Source organism: Pseudomonas sp. 313 (genome assembly GCF_000316965.1).
Taxonomy (GTDB): Bacteria; Pseudomonadota; Gammaproteobacteria; order Pseudomonadales; family Pseudomonadaceae; genus Chryseomonas; species Chryseomonas benzopyrenica.
The window spans coordinates 1-20,260 of the sequence record NZ_ANBZ01000024.1 but is presented as its reverse complement, the minus strand read 5'-3'; the positions used below and the strand labels follow the sequence as shown (position 1 = coordinate 20,260).

Genomic DNA, 20,260 nt, shown 5'->3' with positions numbered 1-20,260 from the left:
TTTGTAACCTGGGATGAGAACGCTCGACAGGGATACGAGCAGGGAAAGGCGCCTCGGCAGGAACGCACGCGAGGCAGCGCGGCAGGACCAAGCGGCCCTGCCTGCTAGGTAGAAGGTCAGTGCGCGGTGTGCGCCAGGGCAACGCGCGACCGCTCGGGCTGGGGCTCCAGCGGACGACGTTCGGCAGGCTGATCGAGCAGCTTGTCCAGCAGACCACGCAAGGCACGTCTCTTGAGATCTTTCAGCATCGCGAATCCTCCCGGGATCGTTATAGCCTTGGCTATATTAAATAGCAGACCCTATCGAGAGGCGTTAGTGCTTTTTCTCAATCGAATGGATAGAAACCGCCCATAAAAAAGGGGGCCTAGTGGCCCCCGAGGGAAATCGAAGTGATCTCAGCCTTCGATTTCAATCAAGACTTCACCCGGATTGACCCGGTCGCCCTTGGCCACCCGCACCGCGGTGACGGTGCCGGCGATGGGCGCCTGGATCTCGGTCTCCATCTTCATGGCTTCGGTGACCAGCACGCCCTGCCCGGCCTTGACCTGATCGCCTTCCTTGACCAGCACCTCGACGATGTTGCCCGGCATGGTGGTGCTGACATCGCCCGGACGCTCCGCCTGGCGCCGCCGCTGGCCGCCTTCGGCGACGAAATCGCCACTGGCCTCGAACACCACCTCTTCCGGCACCCCGTCGATGGACAGGTAGAAGTGCCGCTTGCCCTCGCTCTTGAGGCCGATGCCGGTGATGTCCACCTGGTAGGTCTCGCCGTGCACATCGACGCTGAAGGCGGTCGGCACACCCTGGCCACCCACCGCGGCCACGCCATCGGCCGACGGCATGGGCAGCAAGGCTTCCGGCACCAGGGTGCCGGCAGCGCGTTCTTCGAGGAATTTGCGTCCGATATCGGGGAACATGGCGAAGGTCATCACGTCCTCTTCGCGCTTGGCCAGGTCGCCGATCTCGGCACGCAGTCGCGCCAGCTCGGGGCTGAGCAGATCGGCCGGACGTCCCTCGATGACCTCTTCCTGGCCGATGGCCTGCTTGCGCAACTGCTCGCAGATGGCGCCCGGCGCCTTGCCATAGCGACCCTGCAGATAGAGCTTCACCTCGTTGGTGATGGTCTTGTAGCGCTCGCCGGCCAGCACGTTGAAGAAGGCCTGGGTGCCGACGATCTGCGAGGTCGGCGTCACCAGGGGCGGATAGCCCAGGTCCTTGCGCACCCGCGGGATCTCCTCCAGCACCTCGTTCATGCGATTGAGGGCGCCCTGCTCGCGCAACTGGTTGGCCAGGTTGGAGATCATGCCGCCCGGCACCTGGTTGACCTGCACCCGGGTGTCGACCCCGGTGAATTCGCTCTCGAACTGGTGGTACTTCTTGCGCACCGCATGGAAGTACAGACCGATCTCCTGCAGCAGTTCCAGGTCCAGCCCGGTGTCGTAGGGCGTATCGCGCAAGGCGGCGACCATGGATTCGGTACCCGGGTGGCTGGTGCCCCAGGCCATGCTGGAGATCGCCGTGTCGATGCGGTCGGCGCCGTTCTCCACCGCCTTGAGCTGGCACATGGCGGCCACCCCGGCGGTGTCGTGGGAGTGCACCACCACATCCAGCGTCAGGGCCTCCTTGAGCGCCTTGACCAGCTCGCCGGTGGCATAGGGGGTGAGCAGACCGGCCATGTCCTTGATGGCGATGGAATCCACGCCCAAGTCGGCCATGCGCTTGGCCTGGTCGACGAAGGCCACCACGCTGTGCACCGGGCTGGTGGTGTAGCAGAGGGTACCCTGGGCGTGCTTGCCGCTGGCCTTGACCGCGCGGATGGCGGTCTCCAGGTTACGCACATCGTTCATGGCATCGAAGATACGGAAGACATCGATGCCATTGGCTGCCGCGCGCTCGACGAAGGCCTCGACCACATCATCGCTGTAGTGCCGATAGCCCAGCAGATTCTGCCCGCGCAGGAGCATCTGCAGGCGGGTATTGGGCAGCGCCTGGCGCAGCTGGCGCAGACGCTCCCAGGGGTCTTCCTTGAGGAAGCGCACGCAGGCGTCGAAGGTGGCGCCACCCCAGACTTCCAGCGACCAGTAGCCGACCTGGTCGAGCTTGGCGCAGATCGGCAGCATGTCTTCGGTACGCATGCGGGTCGCCAGCAGCGATTGATGGGCGTCGCGCAGGATGGTGTCGGTGATCTGGATGCTTTTCATTGTTCTGTCCTTACAAACCGGCATGGGCGGCGATGGCGGCGGCGATGGCGATGGCCAGGTGCGTCGGGTTGCGCTTGATCGAGTACTGGGTCAGCTCCGGATGGCTCTCCACGAAGCTGGTGTTGAAGCGCCCGCTGCGGAATTCGGGATCGCGCAGGATGGCCTGATAGTAGGGCGCGGTGGTCTTCACCCCCTGCACGCGCATGTCGTCCAGGGCGCGCAGGCCACGGTCCATGGCCTCTTCCCAGGTCAGCGCCCAGACGATCAGCTTGAGGCACATGGAATCGTAGTACGGCGGGATCACGTAGCCGGTGTAGATGGCGGTGTCGGTACGCACCCCCGGGCCGCCCGGCGCGTAGTAGCGGGTGATCTTGCCGAAGCTCGGCAGGAAGTTGTTCTTGGGATCCTCGGCGTTGATGCGGAACTGCAGGGCGAAGCCGCGGTGCTGGACGTCTTCCTGGCCAAAGGACAGCGGCAGCCCGGAAGCGATGCGGATCTGCTCGCGGACGATGTCGATGCCGGTGATTTCCTCGGTGATGGTGTGCTCCACCTGCACCCGGGTGTTCATCTCCATGAAATACACCTCGCCCTCGGCGAGCAGGAATTCCACGGTACCGGCGTTCTCGTAGCCCACCGCCTTGGCGGCGCGCACGGCGAGATCACCGATGTAGGCGCGCTGCTCGGGAGTCAGCTGGGGGCTGGGGGCGATCTCGATCAGCTTCTGGTTGCGCCGCTGGATGGAGCAGTCGCGCTCGAACAGATGCACGGTGTTGCCGTGGCTGTCGGCGAGGATCTGCGCCTCGATGTGCTTGGGATTGACGATGCACTTCTCGAGAAACACCTCGGCCGAGCCGAAGGCCTTGGTCGCCTCGGAAATCACCCGCGGATAGGCCTGCTCCAGCTCCTCGCGCGAGTTGCAGCGACGGATACCGCGCCCGCCGCCGCCGGAGGTGGCCTTGAGCATCACCGGGTAACCGATACGATCGCCTTCGCGCAGGGCCTCGGCGATGTCCGCCACGTTGCCTTCGGTGCCCGGGGTGCAAGGCACGCCGGCGGCGATCATGCTGCGCCGCGCTTCGGTCTTGTCGCCCATGCGGCGAATGACCTCGGCGGACGGTCCGATGAAGCGGATACCGCGCTGGGCGCAGATTTCCGCCAGTTCGGCGTTTTCGGAAAGGAAGCCATAGCCGGGATGCAGGGCATCGCAGCCGGTCTCCACGGCCAGGTTCACCAGCTTGCGCGGGTTGAGATAGCCCTCCAGCGGATCGCTGCCGATCCCATGGGCTTCGTCGGCACGTTTCACGTGGAGCGCTTGGCGATCGGCGTCGGAATAGACCGCTACCGAGCGGATGCCCATCTCGGCACAGGCACGCACGATGCGCACGGCGATCTCGCCCCGATTGGCGATAAGTATCTTCTTGATCACACCTGGCTCCTTGTCTGCTGCAACCTGCAGCCGCTTGTTATTGCCGGTGATCCGAAGCTACGCCAGGGCCTCTCTTATGAAAAATAAATAATTGTTGGATACTCCATAAGTCATCCCTTATGGATCTCGCCGATGCCCATGCGCAAGCCCTTGATGCGACTCACCTTCCGCCAGCTGCAGGTGTTCGAGGCCGTCTGCGAGGCCCGCTCCTACAGCCGGGCGGCCGACATCATGGCGCTGACCCAGCCGGCGGTGAGCCTGCAGGTGCGTCAGCTCGAAGAGGTGGTGGGTGCGCCCCTGTTCAACTACCTCAATCGCACCCTCTACCTCACCGAGGCCGGCGAGGCCCTGCGCCAGACCGGTCGCGATCTCTTCGCCCGGCTGGGCAGCCTGGACATGCAGCTGTCGAATCTGCGCGGCGCCCTGCACGGCCAGCTGCGCCTGGGAGTGGAAAGCAGTGCCCAGTACCTGGCGCCACACCTGTTCAGCCAGTTCCGCAGCAGCCATCCCCAGGTCGACCTGGCGCTGACCGTGGGCAACCATGCCCGGGTGCTGCGTCGATTGACGGAGAATCGCGAAGACGTGGCACTGATGTCCGGAGTGCCGAGCAACGCGGACCTGGATTTCCTGCCACTGCTAGACAATGCCATCGTCGCCGTGGCGCGTCCCGGCCATGCCCTGGCCGAGCGCAGCGGCCTCAGCCTGCGCGACCTGACGGCCTATCCGCTGCTGGTGCGCGAGGTCGGTTCAGGCACGCGCCAGGCCTGCGAGGACTATCTCAAGCAGAAGCGCGCGCACTTCGCCGAACAGCTGGAGATCGGCGCCTTCGAAGCGCAACGCGAGGCGGTCCGCGCCGGACTCGGGCTGGCCCTGCTGCCGCGCCAGGCCATTCGCAGCGATCTCGCCGCCGGCAGCCTGGTCGAGCTGGACGTCGCCGAATTGCCGCTGCGCCGTTCCTGGTGCGTGGTCCAGGTCCGTGGCAAGCCGCTGTCGCCGGTGGCCCAGGCCTTCGTCGACTATCTGCGCGGCCAGCGCAGCCTGATCAATGCGTTAGGTATTGCCCTGGAGCCTGCTGTCGGCGCTGGGCCTGGCGTTCGTCCAGCAGCTGATTGAGAAACAGCAGTTCATCGAGCTCCACGGCAAGCCGCTGTTCTTCGGCTCGGGCCTCGATGGCACGGCGGAATTTCATCCGCCGTTGATCCTGTAGCTTTCTGCGAGTCTTGCTGTCGAGACGAACGCTGGATTGCTGGATGAGAGCGGTCATGCCAATTCCTCCGGGCTGGGATCGGAATGGGCAGCTTCACCCTAACAGGTGACGGTTTGGCGACAGCGAGACGACTATTGGGTGTCGCTGTGCTTGGTCGACTTTGACGACAGTCGCAAGCTGCGCAGGCTGCGCTTCACGCTCTTGAGATGCTCGACCAGCGCCGGACCACGGGACATGGCCACGCCCATGGCCAGCACATCGATCACCACCAGGTGGGCGATGCGCGAGGTCAGGGGCACATAGATGTCGGTGTCCTCGTGCACGTCGATGGCGATGTTGACCGTGGACAGATCGGCCAGCGGCGTCTGCCCCGGGCAGATGGTGATCAGCGCGGCGCCGTTGTCGCGCACCAGATTGGCGGTGATCAGCAGATCCTTGGAACGCCCCGACTGGGAGATGCAGATGGCCGCATCGGAAGGCGTCAGGGTCGCCGCCGACATCGCCTGCATGTGCGGATCGGAATAGGCGGTGGCGCTGAGCTGCAGGCGAAAGAACTTGTGCTGGGCGTCGTTGGCCACCGAACCCGAGGCGCCAAAGCCGTAGAACATCACCCGCTGGGCCTTGGCAATCGCCTCGATGGCCGTTTCCAGGGCCCGCATGTCCAGGCGCTCGCGCACGTCCATGAGGGTGTGCAAGGTGGTGTCGAAGATCTTCAGGCTGAAGTCCTCCACCGCATCGTTCTCGTGGATGGCGAACTGGCCGAAACTGGCCCCCGCCGCCAGGCTCTGGGCCAGGCGCAGCTTGAGATCCTGGAATCCATCGCAGCCGATGGCCCGGCAGAAACGCACGATGGTGGGCTCGCTGACGCCAACGTTGTGGGCGAGGTCGGCCATGGAGCTGTGCATGACGGCAGCCGGATCCACCATGACCTGCTCGGCGACCTTGAGCTCCGACTTGCGCAGCAGGTGGCGGGATTGAGCAATGTGTTGCATGAGGTTCACAGGCGTGTCTCGTCTAGCGGGCGGATGTAGTGCGCCGTACTTATACTACATAACGGTCGCCAAGGCTCTTGGTCATTACGATTCAGCAGGGCCCTTCTCACGGTCGTACCGGCACCAGGTAGTCGCCTGAACAAGCCACTACCGGAAACTGGGCAGCTTTTGAACCGCTCTGCGCAAGGCCTTGCGCAGATTTCCGCGCAGGAGCGCACAGTCGCTCCGCCCGTGCTCTGTAGTCTTTTTTCAACCTACTGATCAGAAAGGATTTTTCAGTTCTGGCACAACCCTTGTTAGGTCTTGGTACCCGGGCCATGAAGCCCTATCACCAGGCAAGGAGAGCACCATGCCAACCCCCGCGTACCTGTCCCTCGAAGGCACCAAGCAAGGCCTGATCACCGCTGGCACCTTTACCGAGGACTCGGTCGGCAACATCTTCCAGGAAGGCCACGAAGACCAGATCCTGGTCCAGGCCTTCAACCATCAGGTGATCATTCCCCGCGATCCCCAGTCCGGTCAGCCCACCGGCCAGCGCGTGCACAAGCCGCTGATGATCACCAAGGTCTTCGACAAGGCCTCGCCGCTGATCTTCAACGCCCTCACCTCCGGCGAACGCCTCGGCAAGTGCCGCCTGGAGTGGTACCGCACCTCGGCCACCGGTACCCAGGAGCACTACTTCACCATCGAGCTGGAGGACGCCATCATCGTCGACGTCCAGTCGCGCATGCCCAACTGCCAGGACCCGAGCATGGCGCACTTCACCCACCTCGAAGACGTCTACTTCACCTACCGCAAGATCGTCTGGACCCATGAGGTCTCCGGCACCTCCGGCTCCGACGACTGGCGCTCGCCGATCGCCGCCTGACGCATCGATCACAGGCGTCCTTTCGAACCCCGGCCAGACCCGCTGGCCGGGGTTCGGCTGTCCTGCCCTACCCGCTTCGCCTCCCATCCGTCCGGTTTGGCGCTCCTTTCACCGCATCGGTAGAATGCGGCGATGAACGACGACATCTCCCTGCTGCTCAATTCCCTCAACGATGCCCAGCGCCAGGCCGTAGCCGCGCCCCTGGGTCGCCAACTGGTCCTGGCCGGTGCCGGCTCGGGCAAGACCCGGGTGCTGGTGCACCGCATCGCCTGGCTGATCCAGGTCGAGCGCGCCTCGCCGCACTCCATCCTCTCGGTGACCTTCACCAACAAGGCCGCCGCCGAGATGCGCCACCGCATCGAGCAATTGCTGGGCATGAGTCCGCAGGGCATGTGGGTCGGCACCTTCCACGGCCTGGCCCACCGTCTGCTGCGTGCCCACTGGCAGGAAGCGGGGCTGTCGCAGAATTTCCAGATCCTCGACAGCGATGACCAGCAGCGCATCGTCAAGCGGGTGATCCGCGAACTGGGCCTCGACGAGCAGCGCTGGCCAGCGCGCCAGGCGCAGTGGTTCATCAATGGCCAGAAGGACGAGGGCCTGCGGCCGCAGCACATCCAGGCCGCCGGTGACCTCTTCCTCAGCACCATGCGCAGCATCTACGAAGCCTACGAGGCGGCCTGCGCCCGTGCCGGGGTGATCGACTTCTCCGAGCTGTTGCTGCGCGCCCTGGATCTCTGGCGCAACAATCCCAGCCTGCTGGAACACTACCAGCGGCGCTTCCAGCATCTCTTGGTGGACGAATTCCAGGATACCAACGCCGTCCAGTACGCCTGGCTCAAGCACCTCGCCCAGAATGGTGCCAGTCTCATGGTGGTGGGCGACGACGACCAGTCCATCTATGGCTGGCGCGGTGCCAAGATCGAGAACATCCAGCAATTCAACGAGGACTTCTCGGCGGAGATCATCCGCCTGGAGCAGAACTACCGCTCCACCGACACCATCCTCAAGGCCGCCAACGGTCTGATCGCCCACAACTTCGGCCGGCTCGGCAAGGAATTGTGGACCGATACCGGCGAAGGCGAGGCCATCACCCTCTATGCCGGCTTCAACGAGCACGACGAGGCACGCTACATCGTCGAGACCATCGAGAGCGAGTTCAAGAAGGGCACCCGGCGCAGCGAGATGGCCATCCTCTACCGCTCCAACGCCCAGTCACGGGTGCTGGAAGAGGCACTGCTGCGCGAGAAGATCCCCTATCGCATCTATGGCGGCCTGAGGTTCTTCGAGCGTGCCGAAATCAAGAACGCCATGGCCTACCTGCGGCTGATCCAGCATCGCCACGACGATGCCGCCCTGGAGCGGGTGATCAACGTGCCGCCGCGGGGCATCGGTGAAAAGACCGTGGAAGCGCTGCGCACCGCCGCGCGTGCCCAGAACACCTCGCTGTGGCAGGCGTTGCACGACCTGGTCGGTGCCCGCGCGGTGTCCGGTCGTGCCGCCTCGGCGCTCAACGTCTTCGTCGAGCTGGTCGATACCCTGGCGCTCAAGGCCGAGGACCTGTCCCTGCACAATCTGGTGCAGCAGATCATCGAACAGACCGGCCTGGTCACCTTCCACAAGGAAGAAAAGGGCGAAAAGGGTCAGGCTCGCGTGGAAAACCTGGAAGAACTGGTCAGCGCCGCCCGCTCCTTCGACTTCAGCGGCGACGAGGAGATGACGCCCCTGGCGGCCTTCCTCGACCATGCGGCGCTGGAGTCCGGCGATACCCAGGCCGACAGCCACGAAGACAGCGTCCAGTTGATGACCCTGCACAGCGCCAAGGGCCTGGAATTCCCGCTGGTGTTCCTGGCTGGCATGGAGGAAGGGCTGTTCCCGCACAAGATGAGCCTGGAAGAGCCTGGCCGGTTGGAAGAGGAACGCCGCCTGGCCTATGTGGGTATCACCCGCGCCATGCGCCGGCTGGTGATGAGCTATGCGGAGACCCGTCGGCTCTATGGCAGCGAGACCTACAACAAGGTTTCGCGCTTCGTCCGCGAGGTACCGGATGGCCTGATCCAGGAGGTGCGGCTGTCCAATGCGGTCAAGCAGCCCTTCGCCGGCAGCCGTCCCAACCTCTTCGCCCAGGCACCGGTGCCGGAAACCACCTTCAGCCTCGGCCAGCCGGTGCGTCATGCCCTGTTCGGCGACGGTGTCATCCTCAACTACGAGGGCTCCGGCGCCCATGCCCGGGTGCAGGTGAACTTCAAGTCCGAAGGCAGCAAGTGGCTGATGGTGAGCTACGCCAAGCTCGAACCGCTCTAGGCGATGACCAGTTCCTGGCTGTTCTGGGCGCTCCTGGCAGCGGCCTTCGCCGCGCTCACGGCCATCTTCGGCAAGCTCGGCGTGGAACAGGTCAACGCCGACTTCGCCACCCTGTTGCGCACCCTGGTGGTCGTGGTGGTCCTGGCGGCCATCGTCCTGGCTACCGGGCAGGCGCAACCCCTGGCCAGCATCGCCGGCCGTAGCTATCTGTTCCTGCTGCTCTCGGGCGTGGCCACCGGCCTGTCCTGGCTGTGCTACTACCGCGCGCTCAAGCTGGGCCCGGCCTCGCTGGTGGCGCCGGTGGACAAGTTGAGCGTGGTGCTGGTGGCGATCTTTGGTGTGGCGCTGCTGGGCGAGCGCCTGGACCTGCGCCAGTGGTGCGGCATCGCCGCCATTGGCGGGGGCGTACTGCTGCTTGCCTGGCGACCTTGAAGGGGCGCAGGAAAAGGGCCTGACCGCCGGTGGGAGATTGCCGGAAGGCAGAAAGCGGCCAAGCCCATTTCCTGCATTGCGCATTCCTTTGCCATCGACCCGCTTATTCAAACGAGCGACTTAGAGCGATTCTGCCGCGTCGATCCCCAGCCGGCAATGGCTGGATTGCGCAAAAGCGGCCTAATGATGTCCGCCCTTGTCCTGCTCCAGAGTTTCGATGAAGGCGATCTGCAGCCGCGAGTGGACGCGAATGAACCAGCGCCACAGCACCGCGATCACCACCACCGCGACCAGGCCGATCAGCAGCAGCAGCTCGCCGCGCGGCAGGATGCTGCTACTCAATGCCGCGAGCAGCACCAGGATGCCGGCCAGCGACAGTAGCGGGATGAATTCGCTGACCAGTCGCCGTACCGGCTGGGTATAGCGCCCAGCCTGGTTCTGTCGCACGCTGAGTTCGGCCATCAGCATGGCCAGCGCCTTGAGCTTGCGATAAGCGGCGATCAGGCAAGGCAGTGAGAGCAGCAGCGCCCCACCCCAGATGCAGGCCTTCTGCAGATCGGGATCGGCGATCCAGGTGCTGAGCCAGCCCGCCAGCCCGCCGGCGAAATAGGCGCCGCCCAGGAAGATGGCGATGACCAGCGACAGGTTGATGCCGACCTGCAGCAGGATGCGCCTCATCATGCCGGCCAGGACCGCCTTCTCGCCCTGGGGCTGGATGCTGCGCAGCCATTCGCCATAGATACCCAGCACCCGTTGCATGGGCTGCGGCAGCCAACGCCCGATCCACAGCGCCAGTGGATCGGCGGCCTTGATCAGATAGGGGGTGAGCAGCGTGGTGACCGCCGAGACGGCCACCGCCACCGGATAGAGGAAGTGGCTGGTGACGCCCAGGGTGATTCCCAGGGTGGCGATGATGAAGGAGAACTCGCCGATCTGCGCCAGTCCCATGCCGACCCGCAGCGAAGTCCGACCGTCGTTGCCGGCGATCAGGGTTCCCAGGCTGCAGGCAAGGATCTTGCCCAGCACTACGACGACACTGATCACGGTGATCGGCCAGGCGTATTCCACCAACACCTTGGGATCGAGCAGCAGGCCGATGGCGACGAAGAAGATGGCGCTGAACATGTCGCGCAGCGGCTCCACTAGCTTCTCGATCTGCAGCAGCTGGCGCGACTCGGCCATGATGGCGCCGATCAGGAAGGCGCCCAGCACCACGCTGTATTCCAGCTTGGCCACCAGCAGGCAGAAACCGAAGCACAGCCCCAGCACCGTGATCAGCAGCATCTCGTTGCTTTCGAAGGTGGCCACGTAGGCCAGCAGGCGCGGTACCAGCAGAATGCCGACCACCAGCGCCACGATCATGAACAGACTCAGTTTGCCGAGTGTCGAGGCCACCGCGCCCGGCTCCACCGAGCCGCTCACCGCCAGGCCCGACAGCAGGGCGATGATGCCGATGCCGAGGATGTCCTCGACGATCAGCACGCCGAAGATCTGCTGGGCGAAGCGCTCGTGCTTCATCTTCAGTTCGTTGAGCGCCTTGACGATGATGGTGGTCGAGGAGATGGCCAGGATGGCGCCGAGGAACAGCGAATCCATGTGCGACCAGCCGAACATCTGCCCCACCTGGTAACCCAGCCAGAGCATCAGGCTGATCTCCAGGAAGGCGGCGATGAAGGCCGTGGCGCCTACGCGGAACAGCTTGCGCAACGAGAATTCCAGGCCGAGGCTGAACATCAGGAAGATCACCCCTACCTCGGCGAGGGTCTTGATGCTTTCTTCGTCGTGGATCAGACCGAATGGCGGTGTATGGGGTCCGATGATGAAGCCGGCGAGGATGTAGCCCAGGACCACGGGTTGCTTGAGGCGGTGGAAGAGGATGGTCACCACGCCGGCCACCAGCATGATGACGGCCATGTCCTGGATAAAAGCTAGAGCATGCATCGGCCGGGCCCTCCTATGACGGGCCGGGTTATCTCCCGACACCTGCGCTGACTGGAGTCCAAGACTAGCATCTGCAAACTCTTGTGACGGATTTTGCAAAAATCTGTAATAGATTGATGTGGCTAGAGATTTTCCGCTGTCCGCGGGGGCGACGTTGGTCGCCAAGGCGGCGAGCGCAAAGGGCAAAATACCGAAACAATTCACGCTGGCTGTACTTGACCGGGCAGCGCAAGATGTATCCAACACCAGACTCTTCACAGAGAGAACACCACATGCAACGCCTGATGAGCTTCTTCATGATCCTGTGCCTGGGCCTCACGCTCAGCCTGGACGCCAACGCCAAGCGCATGGGCGGCGGCAAGTCCGCTGGCGCCGCGCCCATTCACCAGACCCGCCAGGCCGCGCCGCCGCAGCAGCCGGGCATGGCCGCGCCCGCTGCTGGTGCTGGCGCCGCCGCTGCCGCCCGTCCCAGTGGCGCCTCGCGCTGGCTCGGCCCGCTGGCCGGTATCGCCGCCGGTGGCCTGCTGGCCTCCATGTTCATGGGTGACGGCTTCGAAGGCTTCCAGTTCTTCGACTTCCTGATCCTCGCGCTCATCGCCTTCGTGATCTTCCGCCTGATCGCCCGTCGCAAGCAGCAGGCCGGTCCGCAGCCTGCCGTGGCCGGTCATGCGCCCATGCAGCGTGAGATGCCCAACCAGCCCACCAATGGCGGTCTGTTCGGGGGTGCCACCGCTGGCGCTGCGCCGGTGATCAACGCGCCGAGCTGGTTCAATGCCGAGCGCTTCGTGGCCGCCGGTCGTGATCACTTCATGAGCCTGCAGCAGCACTGGGACGCCAACGAGATGGACAAGATCTCCGAATTCGTCACCCCGCAGATGCTGCAATGGCTGCGGGACGAGCGCGCCGCGCTGGGCGAAGGCTTCCAGTCCACCTACATCGAGAACCTGAACGCCACCCTGGACGGTGTCGAGGATCTGCAGGGCAAGACCATCGCCACCATCACCTTCAACGGTGTGTCCAAGGAATCGCGTTTCGACCAGGGCCAGCCGTTCAGCGAAAGCTGGCGCATGGAGCGCATGGCCGGCGAGAACCAGCCTTGGCTGCTGGCCGGTATCCGCCAGAACGCCTGATAACGGCGCTTTACCCGAAAGCCCGGCTCTACGCCGGGCTTTTTCATGGGCGTCGCCTGCCGAACATCTCTCGAAACCGCTATCAAGTCCGTACGGAAGCTGCCGTTATCCCGGACTGAACTGCTAACCTTGCGCGCCTCTTTCCCTTTATCCGGCGCGCATTCCGAGAGAGGCCTGCTATGGAAGACGTCATCGAACGCCTGCGTGAAGAAAACGAACCCGTTCCCGTACCCCTGGAGCTGCCTGACGAAGACCTGCTGGTCGAGATCGAGGAAGAACTGCTCATCAGCCTGCCACCGGAATTCCGCGAATTCCTGCTGACCGTCAGCGACGTGGTCTATGGCCGTATCGAACCGGTGACCGTCACCGATCCCCAGTCCCATACCTATCTGCCGGAAGTGGCTGCCACCGCCTGGGACGAAGGCCTGCCGCGGGAGTACATCCCTCTCTGCGCCAGCGACGATGGCTACTACTGCGTCAGCCAGGAAGGCGAGGTACTGTTGTGGGAAGACGGTGACCTGACCGACGAGTCCTGGGATTCGGTCTGGATCTGGGCTCGCGACGTCTGGTTGGAAAGCTGACCGAGCCGGTACTGAACGACCTTGCCTGACACGGGTCTGGATAAGGCCATCACTCCGGAGGAAGCGTCATGAGCACTCCCGTCGTCCTGATCACCGGCGCCGCGGGCGGCCTCGGCCGCGCCCTGGCGCAACGCTTCGCCCAGAGCCGCTGGCGTGTCGCCGCCGCCGACCGCGATGCCGAGGGCCTGCACGGACTCAATGGCATCGTCGGCCTGGATTCCAGCGTGACCGCCGATATCTCCAGCGCCGAAGGCTGCCGCTCCCTGGTCAGCAAGGTCATGGCCCGCACCGGGCGCCTGGACGCCCTGATCAACGCGGCCGGCATCTGGCGCGAAGGCGAGGTGGAGACCTTTACCGAGGACGACTACGACCTGGTGATGGCGGTCAATCTCAAGGCCACCTTCTTCATGTGCTCGGCGGCCATCCCCTTCCTCAAGGAAAATCGCGGCGTCATCATCAACGTCGCCAGCGGGGCCGGGCGCCAGCCCATCGCGGGCGCCGCGGCCTATGGCGCCGCCAAGGCGGCAGTGCGTTTCTTCAGCCAAAATCTGGCAGTGGAGCTGGCGCGCGATGGCGTGCGGGTCAATGCCGTCTCGCCGGGCGACATCGATACGCCCATGCTGGACTTTCAGGCCGCCCACTATGGCAGCGGCGACCCGGCCGGTTATCGTCGCAATCTGCTCAATCGCTACCCCCAGGGCGATACCGCTCGCTTCATCCAGCCGGAGGAAGTGGCCGAGTTTGTCTATTTCCTCTGTCAGCCCCAGGCGGCGGCCATTTCCGGTGCCGACCTGCCCATCGACTTCGGGCTCTCCGCCGGCCGTTGATGGCTGTGACAGACGGCGCCGTTGCGCCGTCTACAGGATTTTCCCCCCTCGAGGATTCGCCCATGGAAGCCGGCAACCACCAGTTGAGCATGACCATCCTGATGACCCCGGACCTGGCCAACTTTTCCGGCAATGTCCACGGCGGCGCCCTGCTCAAGCACCTCGACGAAGTGGCCTACGCCTGTGCCAGCCGCTATGCCGGACGCTATGTGGTGACCCTCTCGGTGGATCAGGTGATCTTTCGCGAGCCGGTGCATGTCGGCGAATTGGTGACCTTTCTCGCCTCGGTGAACTACACCGGGACCACCTCGATGGAAATCGGCGTCAAGGTGATCACCGAGAACATCCAGCAGCGTTCGGTGCGCCACACCAACAGCTGTTTCTTCACCATGGTGGCGGTGGACGAGAACGGCAAGTCCTGCCCGGTCCCGCAGCTGGAGCCGGTGACCGCGGACGAGAAGCGACGCTGTGTGCAGGCCCAGCAGCGCCGGCAGATCCGTCGGGAACTTCAAGAGCGCTATCAGGCACTCAAGGAAACCTTTTGAGTTTTGCCGGCTAGGTCGCCGTCGTTCGACGGCAGCGGCTCCAGGATCTGGCAATCCAAATCCTTGGAGCCAGCATGTCCCATGACACCCCTCTGATATCCACCCTGGCCATCGGCCTGGTCCTGGCCTTCGCCTTCGGCACCCTGGCCACCCGCCTGCGCCTGCCGCCCATCGCCGGCTATCTGCTTGCCGGCGTGGCCGCCGGCCCCTTCACCCCCGGCTTCGTCGCCGATCCCGAGCTGTCCAAGGAACTGACCGAAATCGGCGTCATCCTGCTGATGTTCGGTGTGGGCCTGCACTTTTCCATCAAGGATCTGCTGGCGGTCAAACGCATCGCCATTCCCGGTGCCATCGTGCAGATCGCCGCCGCCACTCTCATGGGCATGGGGGTGAGCCACCTCCTGGGCTGGGGCCTGGGCAGTGGTCTGGTCTTTGGCCTGTCACTGTCGGTGGCCAGTACCGTGGTGCTGCTGCGGGCCCTGGAAGAACGCCAGATGGTGGAAAGCCGGCGCGGACGGATCGCCGTCGGCTGGCTGATCGTGGAAGACCTGCTGATGGTGTTGGCCCTGGTGATCCTACCGGCGCTGGCCGGACCCCTGGGTGGCGATAGCGGCGAAGAGCCGGGCCAGAGCCTGGGGCTGGAACTGGGCCTCACCGCGCTCAAGGTGAGTGCCTTCATTGCCCTGATGCTGCTAGTGGGCCGGCGGGTCATTCCCTGGCTGCTGGCCCGGGTAGTCCGTACCGGTTCACGCGAACTCTTCACCCTGGCGACCCTGGCCATTGCCATGGGCATCGCCTATGGCTCGGCCTCGCTGTTCGGGGTGTCCTTCGCCCTGGGCGCCTTCTTTGCCGGCGTGGTGCTCAACGAATCGGAACTCAGCCATGACGCTGCGGAAAATTCGCTGCCCCTGCGCGAAGCCTTCGCCGTGCTGTTCTTCTTTTCCGTAGGTTGCCTGTTCGATCCGGAGATCCTGCTGGAGCAGCCCCTGGCGGTGCTGGCGACGGTGGCGGTGATCGTCCTCGGCAAGTCCATCGCCGCGACCCTGATCGTCCTGGCCTATCGCCGCCCCCTGAGCGTGGCCCTGACCATCGCCGCCAGCCTGGCGCAGATCGGCGAATTTTCCTTTATCCTGGCCAGCCTCGGCCTGTCGCTGAAACTGCTCGACCAGGGCGCCCACGACCTCATCCTGGCCGCCGCCATCATCTCCATCATCCTCAATCCCCTGCTGTTCCACGGTATCGATCGCCTGCAGCCGTGGATGGAGCGCCGCGAGGGTCGTCGGCTGATCAATGCCAAGGGCAAGCACGCACCGGAACTGGACGACGAACCCGAGCCGATCGAGCAGAGCGGCCACCTGGTGCTGGTGGGCTATGGACGGGTGGGTCGCTACATCTGCGATCGCCTGGATCGCCAGGGACCGCCGCTGATCGTGATCGCGGACGAGCCGGAACACGTCACGGCGCTACGCCAGCAGGGCTTCACGGCGATCCTGGGCAACGCGACTCAGGACAAGGTGCTGGCGCGGGCCAAGCTCAAGGAGGCACGCGCCCTGCTGCTGGCGATTCCCAACGGCTTCGAGGCCGCCGAGATCGCCCGCCGCGCTCGCGAGCTGGCGCCGGACCTGCATATCCTCGCCCGTGCCCATCACGATGACGAGATCCGGCATCTGGAGAATCATGGCGTGGATGAGGTGATCATGGGCGAACGCGAGATCGCCCATGGCATGTTCCGCTATCTGGGCCTGGAGCGGCCCGGGGAACATGAGGCGGCGCCCAGGGGCTCCGCCGCCTAGCGACCTAGCGGCGCTGGATCTTGAAGTTGAAGGTCTTGGTGGCCTTGCGCGGCACGATCTGACCGCCGGAAACCCGGGGGGCGAAGCGCCATTCGCCCAGCACGTCGAGCACGGCGCGCTCCAGTTGCTTGTTGGAGGCTTCCAGCACCTGGATGTCAGCCAGTCGACCGTCGGCGGTCACGGTGAACATCACCCTTACTTCGCCGCCCACGCCGCGGCGACGCAGCATTTCCGGATACTCCGGCGGTGTCATCTTGATCGGCCGGATGTCGGCGTCGTCGATACTGCCAGTGGGCAGGCCGGCGGTCTTTGGCGGACCGGAAGGCGCGGCGGCCGGTGCCGGCTGACTGGGCGCAGCTGTTGCCGCCGGTGCTGGTGACGGCGTCGCCTGGGCCACGGGCTCCGGGGCCGGTTCGACCTTTTTCGGCAGCGGCTTCTGCTGGCTGTGCTCGACCGGCTTGGGCTTCGGCTTGGGTTTGGGCTTTTCCACTACCGGCTTGGGTGGCTCCACCGGTTTCGGCGGTTCCACGGGCTTGGGCGGCTCCGGTGGCGGCGGTTCGGGTTGCGGTGGCGCGGGCGGTGCCGGGGTTGGCGCAGGCGGCTCGGGAACCGGCTTGGGCAATTGGATGAAGCTGACCTGCATGGGCTCATCGCCCTTGGCGATCTTCAACTCCGGCGGCGCCTGAACCACCATGAACAAGGCCACCGCCATGCTGGCGTGCATGATCAACGACAGCGCCGAGGCAGCGCCCCAGCCGCGGCCGCGCGGTGGCTGCTCGCCCGGCTCGGCCGCACCAACCGGGGTCAGCACCGGCGTCACGATCTCTTCGTTACGCTCGGGCATGCGGAACGACAGGATGGTGGCCGAGGGTTCGCTACGCTTGGCATTGACCCCCGCCACGGGCTCCACGTCACCTGCCAGGGCGGCCCTGACGGGACCCTGAACGGATTCCACCTCATCACCATCGGAACGCGCAGCAACTACGAGAGGTTCAGGCTTGGCAAGGGACGTTGGAGCCATGGGAGCTATACGCAGAGGAAGTAAATTTAATAATCATTATCATTAACTGAAAAGATTTGGCAACCTCAAATGTCGCGAATGGTACCGCGCAGGCCTTTTTCGAGCGCCTCTAGGTCCGGCATCTCATCCAGGATCAACTCCAGCCGATTGTCGCGGCGCCACAGGGTCGACTCCCAATCGCCCTGCCCAGCTACACCATTGTAGGCCTGCCAACCATCCGCCAACTGCAGGACCGCCTTCAGCCTGAGCAGCCCGGGGAGACCACCCAGCAGGGCCAGCAACGCCGGGCCATCGAAGCGGTGGCTGGGATGCCAGCGCCAACCGACGGCATGGTGTCCTTCCTGGGTATGGCTGAAGCGCAGCGGGCGCCCAGGCAGCAACAGTGCCTGGGGACTGGAAGCCGCCATGGGCTCAGGTAGCTCATGGTCAGCCGACGTCTCACCGCCAACCAGAGGCAGGTCGGCCAGGGTGATCCGCCCGCCTTCGGTCCAATACAGTGGCCGGTCGCCCAGTTGCGTAGGCAAGCCCGTCCGATCCAGGCCGGCACTCTTGTTGAGCACGATCAGACCAGCCTGCTCCAGTGCCTGTTGTTGGGCCTCAGGCAAGGCCTGGCCTGCCAGCAGTTGTCCGGCATCCACCACCCAGATCAGGGGTTGCAGAGTCAGTACCCCGGTCCAGGGCGGCGCCTGGAGTTGCCGATAGAGGCTGGCGGGATGGCCCAGGCCGGAAGGCTCGATGAACAGCCGCTGCGGTCGCGCGCGCCGGAGCAACCGGGTGAGGGCTACCTGCAGGGGCACGCCTTGGACGCAGCACAGGCAACCACCCGGGACCTCGGCGATACTCAGGCCCGCGTCATCGCGAGTCATGAGCGCAGCGTCGAGACCGACCTGGCCGAATTCGTTGACCAGGATCGCCCAACGCTCATTGGCGGGACGCTGGGCGAACAGCTGGCGGATCAGGGTGGTCTTGCCGGCGCCCAGGGGACCGGCGATCACATGGGTCTTGATATCGGCGAGGCGCATGGCGAGAGGTCGGATGCTAGAGTGGCGATTTCATCAGGGAGATGGGCTGGAATGTGGCGATTGCTGATGACTCTGCTGCTGTTGCCGTCGTTGGCGCTCGCCGATGCCTGCGTGATCCGCAGTCGTCAGGGCAGTGTGGACGTGCAGGTCTGCCAGAGCAATATCGACATCCCCGCCCAGCTGTTCCGCGACGGCTTCTGCCAGCCGCAACTCAAGGACCAGCAGACCGAGGTCCACTTCGTCGACCGCTGCCCGGTCGGTGAGATCGGCATCTGTCAGGGCGCACGCAGCCCGGGCGTGCCCTACCGACAGGATATCCACTACTACGGCGAACCTGGCGACGGCCGCTTCCTGGCCGTCGCCTGCCGGCAGCAGAATCAGGGCAACTGGCGCGTGCCCTGAGGTTCCACGTGGAACCGTTTATTCCACGGTCACCGACTTGGCCAGGTTACGCGGCTGGTCCACGTCGGTGCCCTTGAACACGGCTACGTGATAGGACAGCAGCTGCAGCGGTATGGTGTAGAGGATCGGCGACAGGGCATCGTGGATATGCGGCATGGGCACGATGCGGGTGCCTTCGCCTTCCTCGAAGGCCGCGCGCTCGTCGGCGAAGACGATCAACTGACCGCCCCGCGCCCGTACCTCCTGCAGGTTGGACTTGAGCTTTTCCAGCAACTCGTTGTTGGGCGCAACCGTCACCACCGGCATATCGGCGTCGACCAGGGCCAGGGGACCATGCTTGAGCTCACCGGCCGGATAGGCCTCGGCGTGGATGTAGGAGATCTCCTTGAGCTTGAGCGCCCCCTCCATGGCCACCGGGTACTGCTCGCCACGTCCGAGGAACAGGGTGTGGTGCTTTTCAGCAAAGGATTCCGCCAGCTTTTCTACGGTCTTGTCCATGGCCAGGGCTTCGTCCAGGCGCGCCGGCAGCCGGCGCAACTCGGCCACCAGCTCGGCTTCGATGCCGGCATCCAGGCGTTGCTGGCAGCGGCCCAGGCTCAGGGTCAGCAGGAGCAGCGAAACCAGCTGAGTGGTGAAGGCCTTGGTCGAAGCCACGCCGATCTCGGGACCGGCCTGGGTCAAAAAGCTCAACTGGGATTCGCGTACCAGCGAGCTGGTCGCCACGTTGCAGATCGCCAGGCTGCTCAGATAGCCGGATTGCTTGGCCATGCGAAGGGCCGCCAGGGTATCGGCGGTCTCGCCGGACTGGGAGATGGTGACGAACAGGGTGTCCGGGCTGACGGCGACACGGCGGTAGCGGAATTCGCTGGCCACCTCCACCTGGCAGGGAATGCCGACGTATTCCTCGATCCAGTAGCGCGCCACCGAACCGGCATGGAAGCTGGTACCACAGGCGACGATCTGCACCTGGCGCACCTTGGCGAACAAGGCGGACGCCGAGGGACCAAAGGCCTCGGGTAGTACCTGTCCATCGCCCAGGCGCCCTTCCAGAGTGCGCTGGACCACGCTGGGCTGCTCGTGGATCTCCTTGAGCATGAAGTGGCGATAGGCGCCCTTGTCGGCCGCCTCGCTGCCTTCGTGGTACTGCACCGTCTCGCGCTGGACCGGCACCCCGTTCACGTCCCAGAGCTGGACCTGATCCAGACGAATCTCGGCCACGTCGCCCTCTTCCAGATAGACGAAGCGATCGGTCACCTGCCGCAGCGCCAGCTGGTCGGAAGCCAGGTAGTTCTCGCCCAGGCCGAGGCCGATCACCAGGGGACTGCCGCTGCGGGTCGCCACCAGACGATCCGGCTGCTGGCGCCAGACCGCCGCCAGGCCGTAGGCGCCGTGCAACTCCTTGACCGCTGCCTTGAGCGCCGTGGTCAGGTCGCCGCTGTCCTGCAGCTTGAGGTGTAGCAGGTGGACGATGACCTCGGTATCGGTCTGGGAGGTGAAGACATACCCCTGTGCCTTGAGCTGGGCGCGCAGGGCTTCGTGGTTTTCGATGATGCCGTTGTGCACCACGGCCA

Annotated in this window: 19 protein-coding genes; 10 read left to right on the top strand and 9 right to left on the bottom strand. The window is 64.7% G+C overall.

All coding sequences use genetic code 11. From position 1 onward, the window contains the following. Window positions 1-116: 116 nt before the first annotated feature. From C722_RS26615 to C722_RS0103510, 3 genes are all read right to left on the bottom strand, one after another. Window positions 117-248, bottom strand: a complete 132-nt coding sequence (locus tag C722_RS26615; RefSeq protein WP_017639174.1) for a hypothetical protein — start codon at window positions 246-248, stop codon at window positions 117-119. A 147-nt stretch (window positions 249-395) separates the two neighbouring features. Continuing rightward, a complete protein-coding gene (gene oadA / locus C722_RS0103515; RefSeq protein WP_017639173.1) occupies window positions 396-2,201 on the bottom strand; it encodes a sodium-extruding oxaloacetate decarboxylase subunit alpha in 1,806 nt (601 codons plus the stop codon). Between the two features lie 10 nt (window positions 2,202-2,211). Further along, entirely contained in the window at window positions 2,212-3,627 is a 1,416-nt protein-coding gene (locus C722_RS0103510; RefSeq protein ID WP_017639172.1) for an acetyl-CoA carboxylase biotin carboxylase subunit, read from the bottom strand. 138 nt (window positions 3,628-3,765) lie between these two features. On the opposite strand from C722_RS0103510, the gene C722_RS0103505 reads away from it, so the two are divergent. Then, entirely contained in the window at window positions 3,766-4,740 is a 975-nt protein-coding gene (locus tag C722_RS0103505; protein ID WP_026083624.1) for a LysR family transcriptional regulator, read from the top strand. Here C722_RS0103505 and C722_RS26395 read toward each other — a convergent pair. Both C722_RS26395 and hexR read right to left on the bottom strand, forming a co-directional pair. Then, complete coding sequence (locus C722_RS26395) at window positions 4,670-4,891, bottom strand: PA3496 family putative envelope integrity protein (RefSeq protein ID WP_081594569.1); 222 nt, start codon at window positions 4,889-4,891, stop codon at window positions 4,670-4,672. The genes C722_RS0103505 and C722_RS26395 overlap by 71 nt on opposite strands. 74 nt (window positions 4,892-4,965) lie before the next feature. Further along, complete coding sequence (gene hexR / locus C722_RS0103495; protein ID WP_017639169.1) at window positions 4,966-5,835, bottom strand: transcriptional regulator HexR; 870 nt, start codon at window positions 5,833-5,835, stop codon at window positions 4,966-4,968. Window positions 5,836-6,175: 340 nt separating this feature from the next. Between hexR and C722_RS0103490 the strand changes: the two genes are divergently transcribed. From C722_RS0103490 to C722_RS0103480, 3 genes are all read left to right on the top strand, one after another. Next, window positions 6,176-6,694 carry an Hcp family type VI secretion system effector gene (locus C722_RS0103490; protein ID WP_017639168.1) on the top strand — a complete coding sequence of 173 codons (519 nt, stop codon included), beginning with the start codon at window positions 6,176-6,178 and terminating at the stop codon, window positions 6,692-6,694. A 132-nt stretch (window positions 6,695-6,826) separates the two neighbouring features. Beyond that, complete coding sequence (gene uvrD / locus C722_RS0103485; protein ID WP_017639167.1) at window positions 6,827-8,995, top strand: DNA helicase II; 2,169 nt, start codon at window positions 6,827-6,829, stop codon at window positions 8,993-8,995. A gap of 3 nt (window positions 8,996-8,998) precedes the next feature. Then, entirely contained in the window at window positions 8,999-9,427 is a 429-nt protein-coding gene (locus tag C722_RS0103480) for an EamA family transporter (RefSeq protein WP_017639166.1), read from the top strand. Between the two features lie 180 nt (window positions 9,428-9,607). Here the strand turns inward: C722_RS0103480 and C722_RS0103475 are convergent, their stop codons facing one another. After that, entirely contained in the window at window positions 9,608-11,368 is a 1,761-nt protein-coding gene (locus tag C722_RS0103475; RefSeq protein WP_026083623.1) for a cation:proton antiporter, read from the bottom strand. A 272-nt stretch (window positions 11,369-11,640) separates the two neighbouring features. On the opposite strand from C722_RS0103475, the gene C722_RS0103470 reads away from it, so the two are divergent. From C722_RS0103470 to ybaL, 5 genes are all read left to right on the top strand, one after another. Beyond that, a complete protein-coding gene (locus tag C722_RS0103470; protein ID WP_017639164.1) occupies window positions 11,641-12,498 on the top strand; it encodes a Tim44 domain-containing protein in 858 nt (285 codons plus the stop codon). 179 nt (window positions 12,499-12,677) lie between these two features. Further along, window positions 12,678-13,079 carry an SMI1/KNR4 family protein gene (locus C722_RS0103465; protein WP_017639163.1) on the top strand — a complete coding sequence of 134 codons (402 nt, stop codon included), beginning with the start codon at window positions 12,678-12,680 and terminating at the stop codon, window positions 13,077-13,079. Window positions 13,080-13,147: 68 nt separating this feature from the next. Continuing rightward, window positions 13,148-13,906, top strand: a complete 759-nt coding sequence (locus tag C722_RS0103460) for an SDR family NAD(P)-dependent oxidoreductase (protein WP_007160108.1) — start codon at window positions 13,148-13,150, stop codon at window positions 13,904-13,906. Window positions 13,907-13,968: 62 nt separating this feature from the next. Continuing rightward, entirely contained in the window at window positions 13,969-14,451 is a 483-nt protein-coding gene (locus C722_RS0103455) for an acyl-CoA thioesterase (RefSeq protein WP_007160109.1), read from the top strand. Between the two features lie 74 nt (window positions 14,452-14,525). Continuing rightward, a complete protein-coding gene (gene ybaL / locus C722_RS0103450) occupies window positions 14,526-16,244 on the top strand; it encodes a YbaL family putative K(+) efflux transporter (protein ID WP_017639162.1) in 1,719 nt (572 codons plus the stop codon). 4 nt (window positions 16,245-16,248) lie between these two features. On the opposite strand, the gene C722_RS0103445 is transcribed toward ybaL, so the two are convergent. Both C722_RS0103445 and C722_RS0103440 read right to left on the bottom strand, forming a co-directional pair. After that, window positions 16,249-17,199, bottom strand: coding sequence for an energy transducer TonB (locus C722_RS0103445; RefSeq protein WP_017639161.1), 951 nt, complete (start codon window positions 17,197-17,199; stop codon window positions 16,249-16,251). A 131-nt stretch (window positions 17,200-17,330) separates the two neighbouring features. Then, window positions 17,331-18,287 (bottom strand): CobW-like GTP-binding protein, encoded by a 957-nt coding sequence (locus C722_RS0103440; protein ID WP_017639160.1) that lies wholly within the window; start codon window positions 18,285-18,287, stop codon window positions 17,331-17,333. A 66-nt stretch (window positions 18,288-18,353) separates the two neighbouring features. Between C722_RS0103440 and C722_RS0103435 the strand changes: the two genes are divergently transcribed. Further along, entirely contained in the window at window positions 18,354-18,689 is a 336-nt protein-coding gene (locus tag C722_RS0103435; protein ID WP_231893026.1) for an NADH:ubiquinone oxidoreductase, read from the top strand. Between the two features lie 18 nt (window positions 18,690-18,707). Here C722_RS0103435 and glmS read toward each other — a convergent pair. Then, the coding region (glmS, locus tag C722_RS0103430; RefSeq protein ID WP_017639158.1) for a glutamine--fructose-6-phosphate transaminase (isomerizing) at window positions 18,708-20,260 on the bottom strand (1,553 nt) is incomplete at its 5' end.

Excerpts from the sequence above, each read along its gene's own strand:
- C722_RS26615 (WP_017639174.1), bottom strand. The coding sequence starts at position 248 with ATGCTGAAAGATCTCAAGAGACGTGCCTTGCGTGGTCTGCTGGACAAG.
- oadA (WP_017639173.1), bottom strand. The coding sequence starts at position 2,201 with ATGAAAAGCATCCAGATCACCGACACCATCCTGCGCGACGCCCATCAA.
- C722_RS0103505 (WP_026083624.1), top strand. The coding sequence starts at position 3,766 with ATGCGCAAGCCCTTGATGCGACTCACCTTCCGCCAGCTGCAGGTGTTC.
- C722_RS26395 (WP_081594569.1), bottom strand. The coding sequence starts at position 4,891 with ATGACCGCTCTCATCCAGCAATCCAGCGTTCGTCTCGACAGCAAGACT.
- C722_RS0103490 (WP_017639168.1), top strand. The coding sequence starts at position 6,176 with ATGCCAACCCCCGCGTACCTGTCCCTCGAAGGCACCAAGCAAGGCCTG.
- uvrD (WP_017639167.1), top strand. The coding sequence starts at position 6,827 with ATGAACGACGACATCTCCCTGCTGCTCAATTCCCTCAACGATGCCCAG.
- C722_RS0103480 (WP_017639166.1), top strand. The coding sequence starts at position 8,999 with ATGACCAGTTCCTGGCTGTTCTGGGCGCTCCTGGCAGCGGCCTTCGCC.
- C722_RS0103475 (WP_026083623.1), bottom strand. The coding sequence starts at position 11,368 with ATGCATGCTCTAGCTTTTATCCAGGACATGGCCGTCATCATGCTGGTG.
- C722_RS0103470 (WP_017639164.1), top strand. The coding sequence starts at position 11,641 with ATGCAACGCCTGATGAGCTTCTTCATGATCCTGTGCCTGGGCCTCACG.
- C722_RS0103465 (WP_017639163.1), top strand. The coding sequence starts at position 12,678 with ATGGAAGACGTCATCGAACGCCTGCGTGAAGAAAACGAACCCGTTCCC.
- C722_RS0103460 (WP_007160108.1), top strand. The coding sequence starts at position 13,148 with ATGAGCACTCCCGTCGTCCTGATCACCGGCGCCGCGGGCGGCCTCGGC.
- C722_RS0103455 (WP_007160109.1), top strand. The coding sequence starts at position 13,969 with ATGGAAGCCGGCAACCACCAGTTGAGCATGACCATCCTGATGACCCCG.
- ybaL (WP_017639162.1), top strand. The coding sequence starts at position 14,526 with ATGTCCCATGACACCCCTCTGATATCCACCCTGGCCATCGGCCTGGTC.
- C722_RS0103440 (WP_017639160.1), bottom strand. The coding sequence starts at position 18,287 with ATGCGCCTCGCCGATATCAAGACCCATGTGATCGCCGGTCCCCTGGGC.
- C722_RS0103435 (WP_231893026.1), top strand. The coding sequence starts at position 18,354 with ATGACTCTGCTGCTGTTGCCGTCGTTGGCGCTCGCCGATGCCTGCGTG.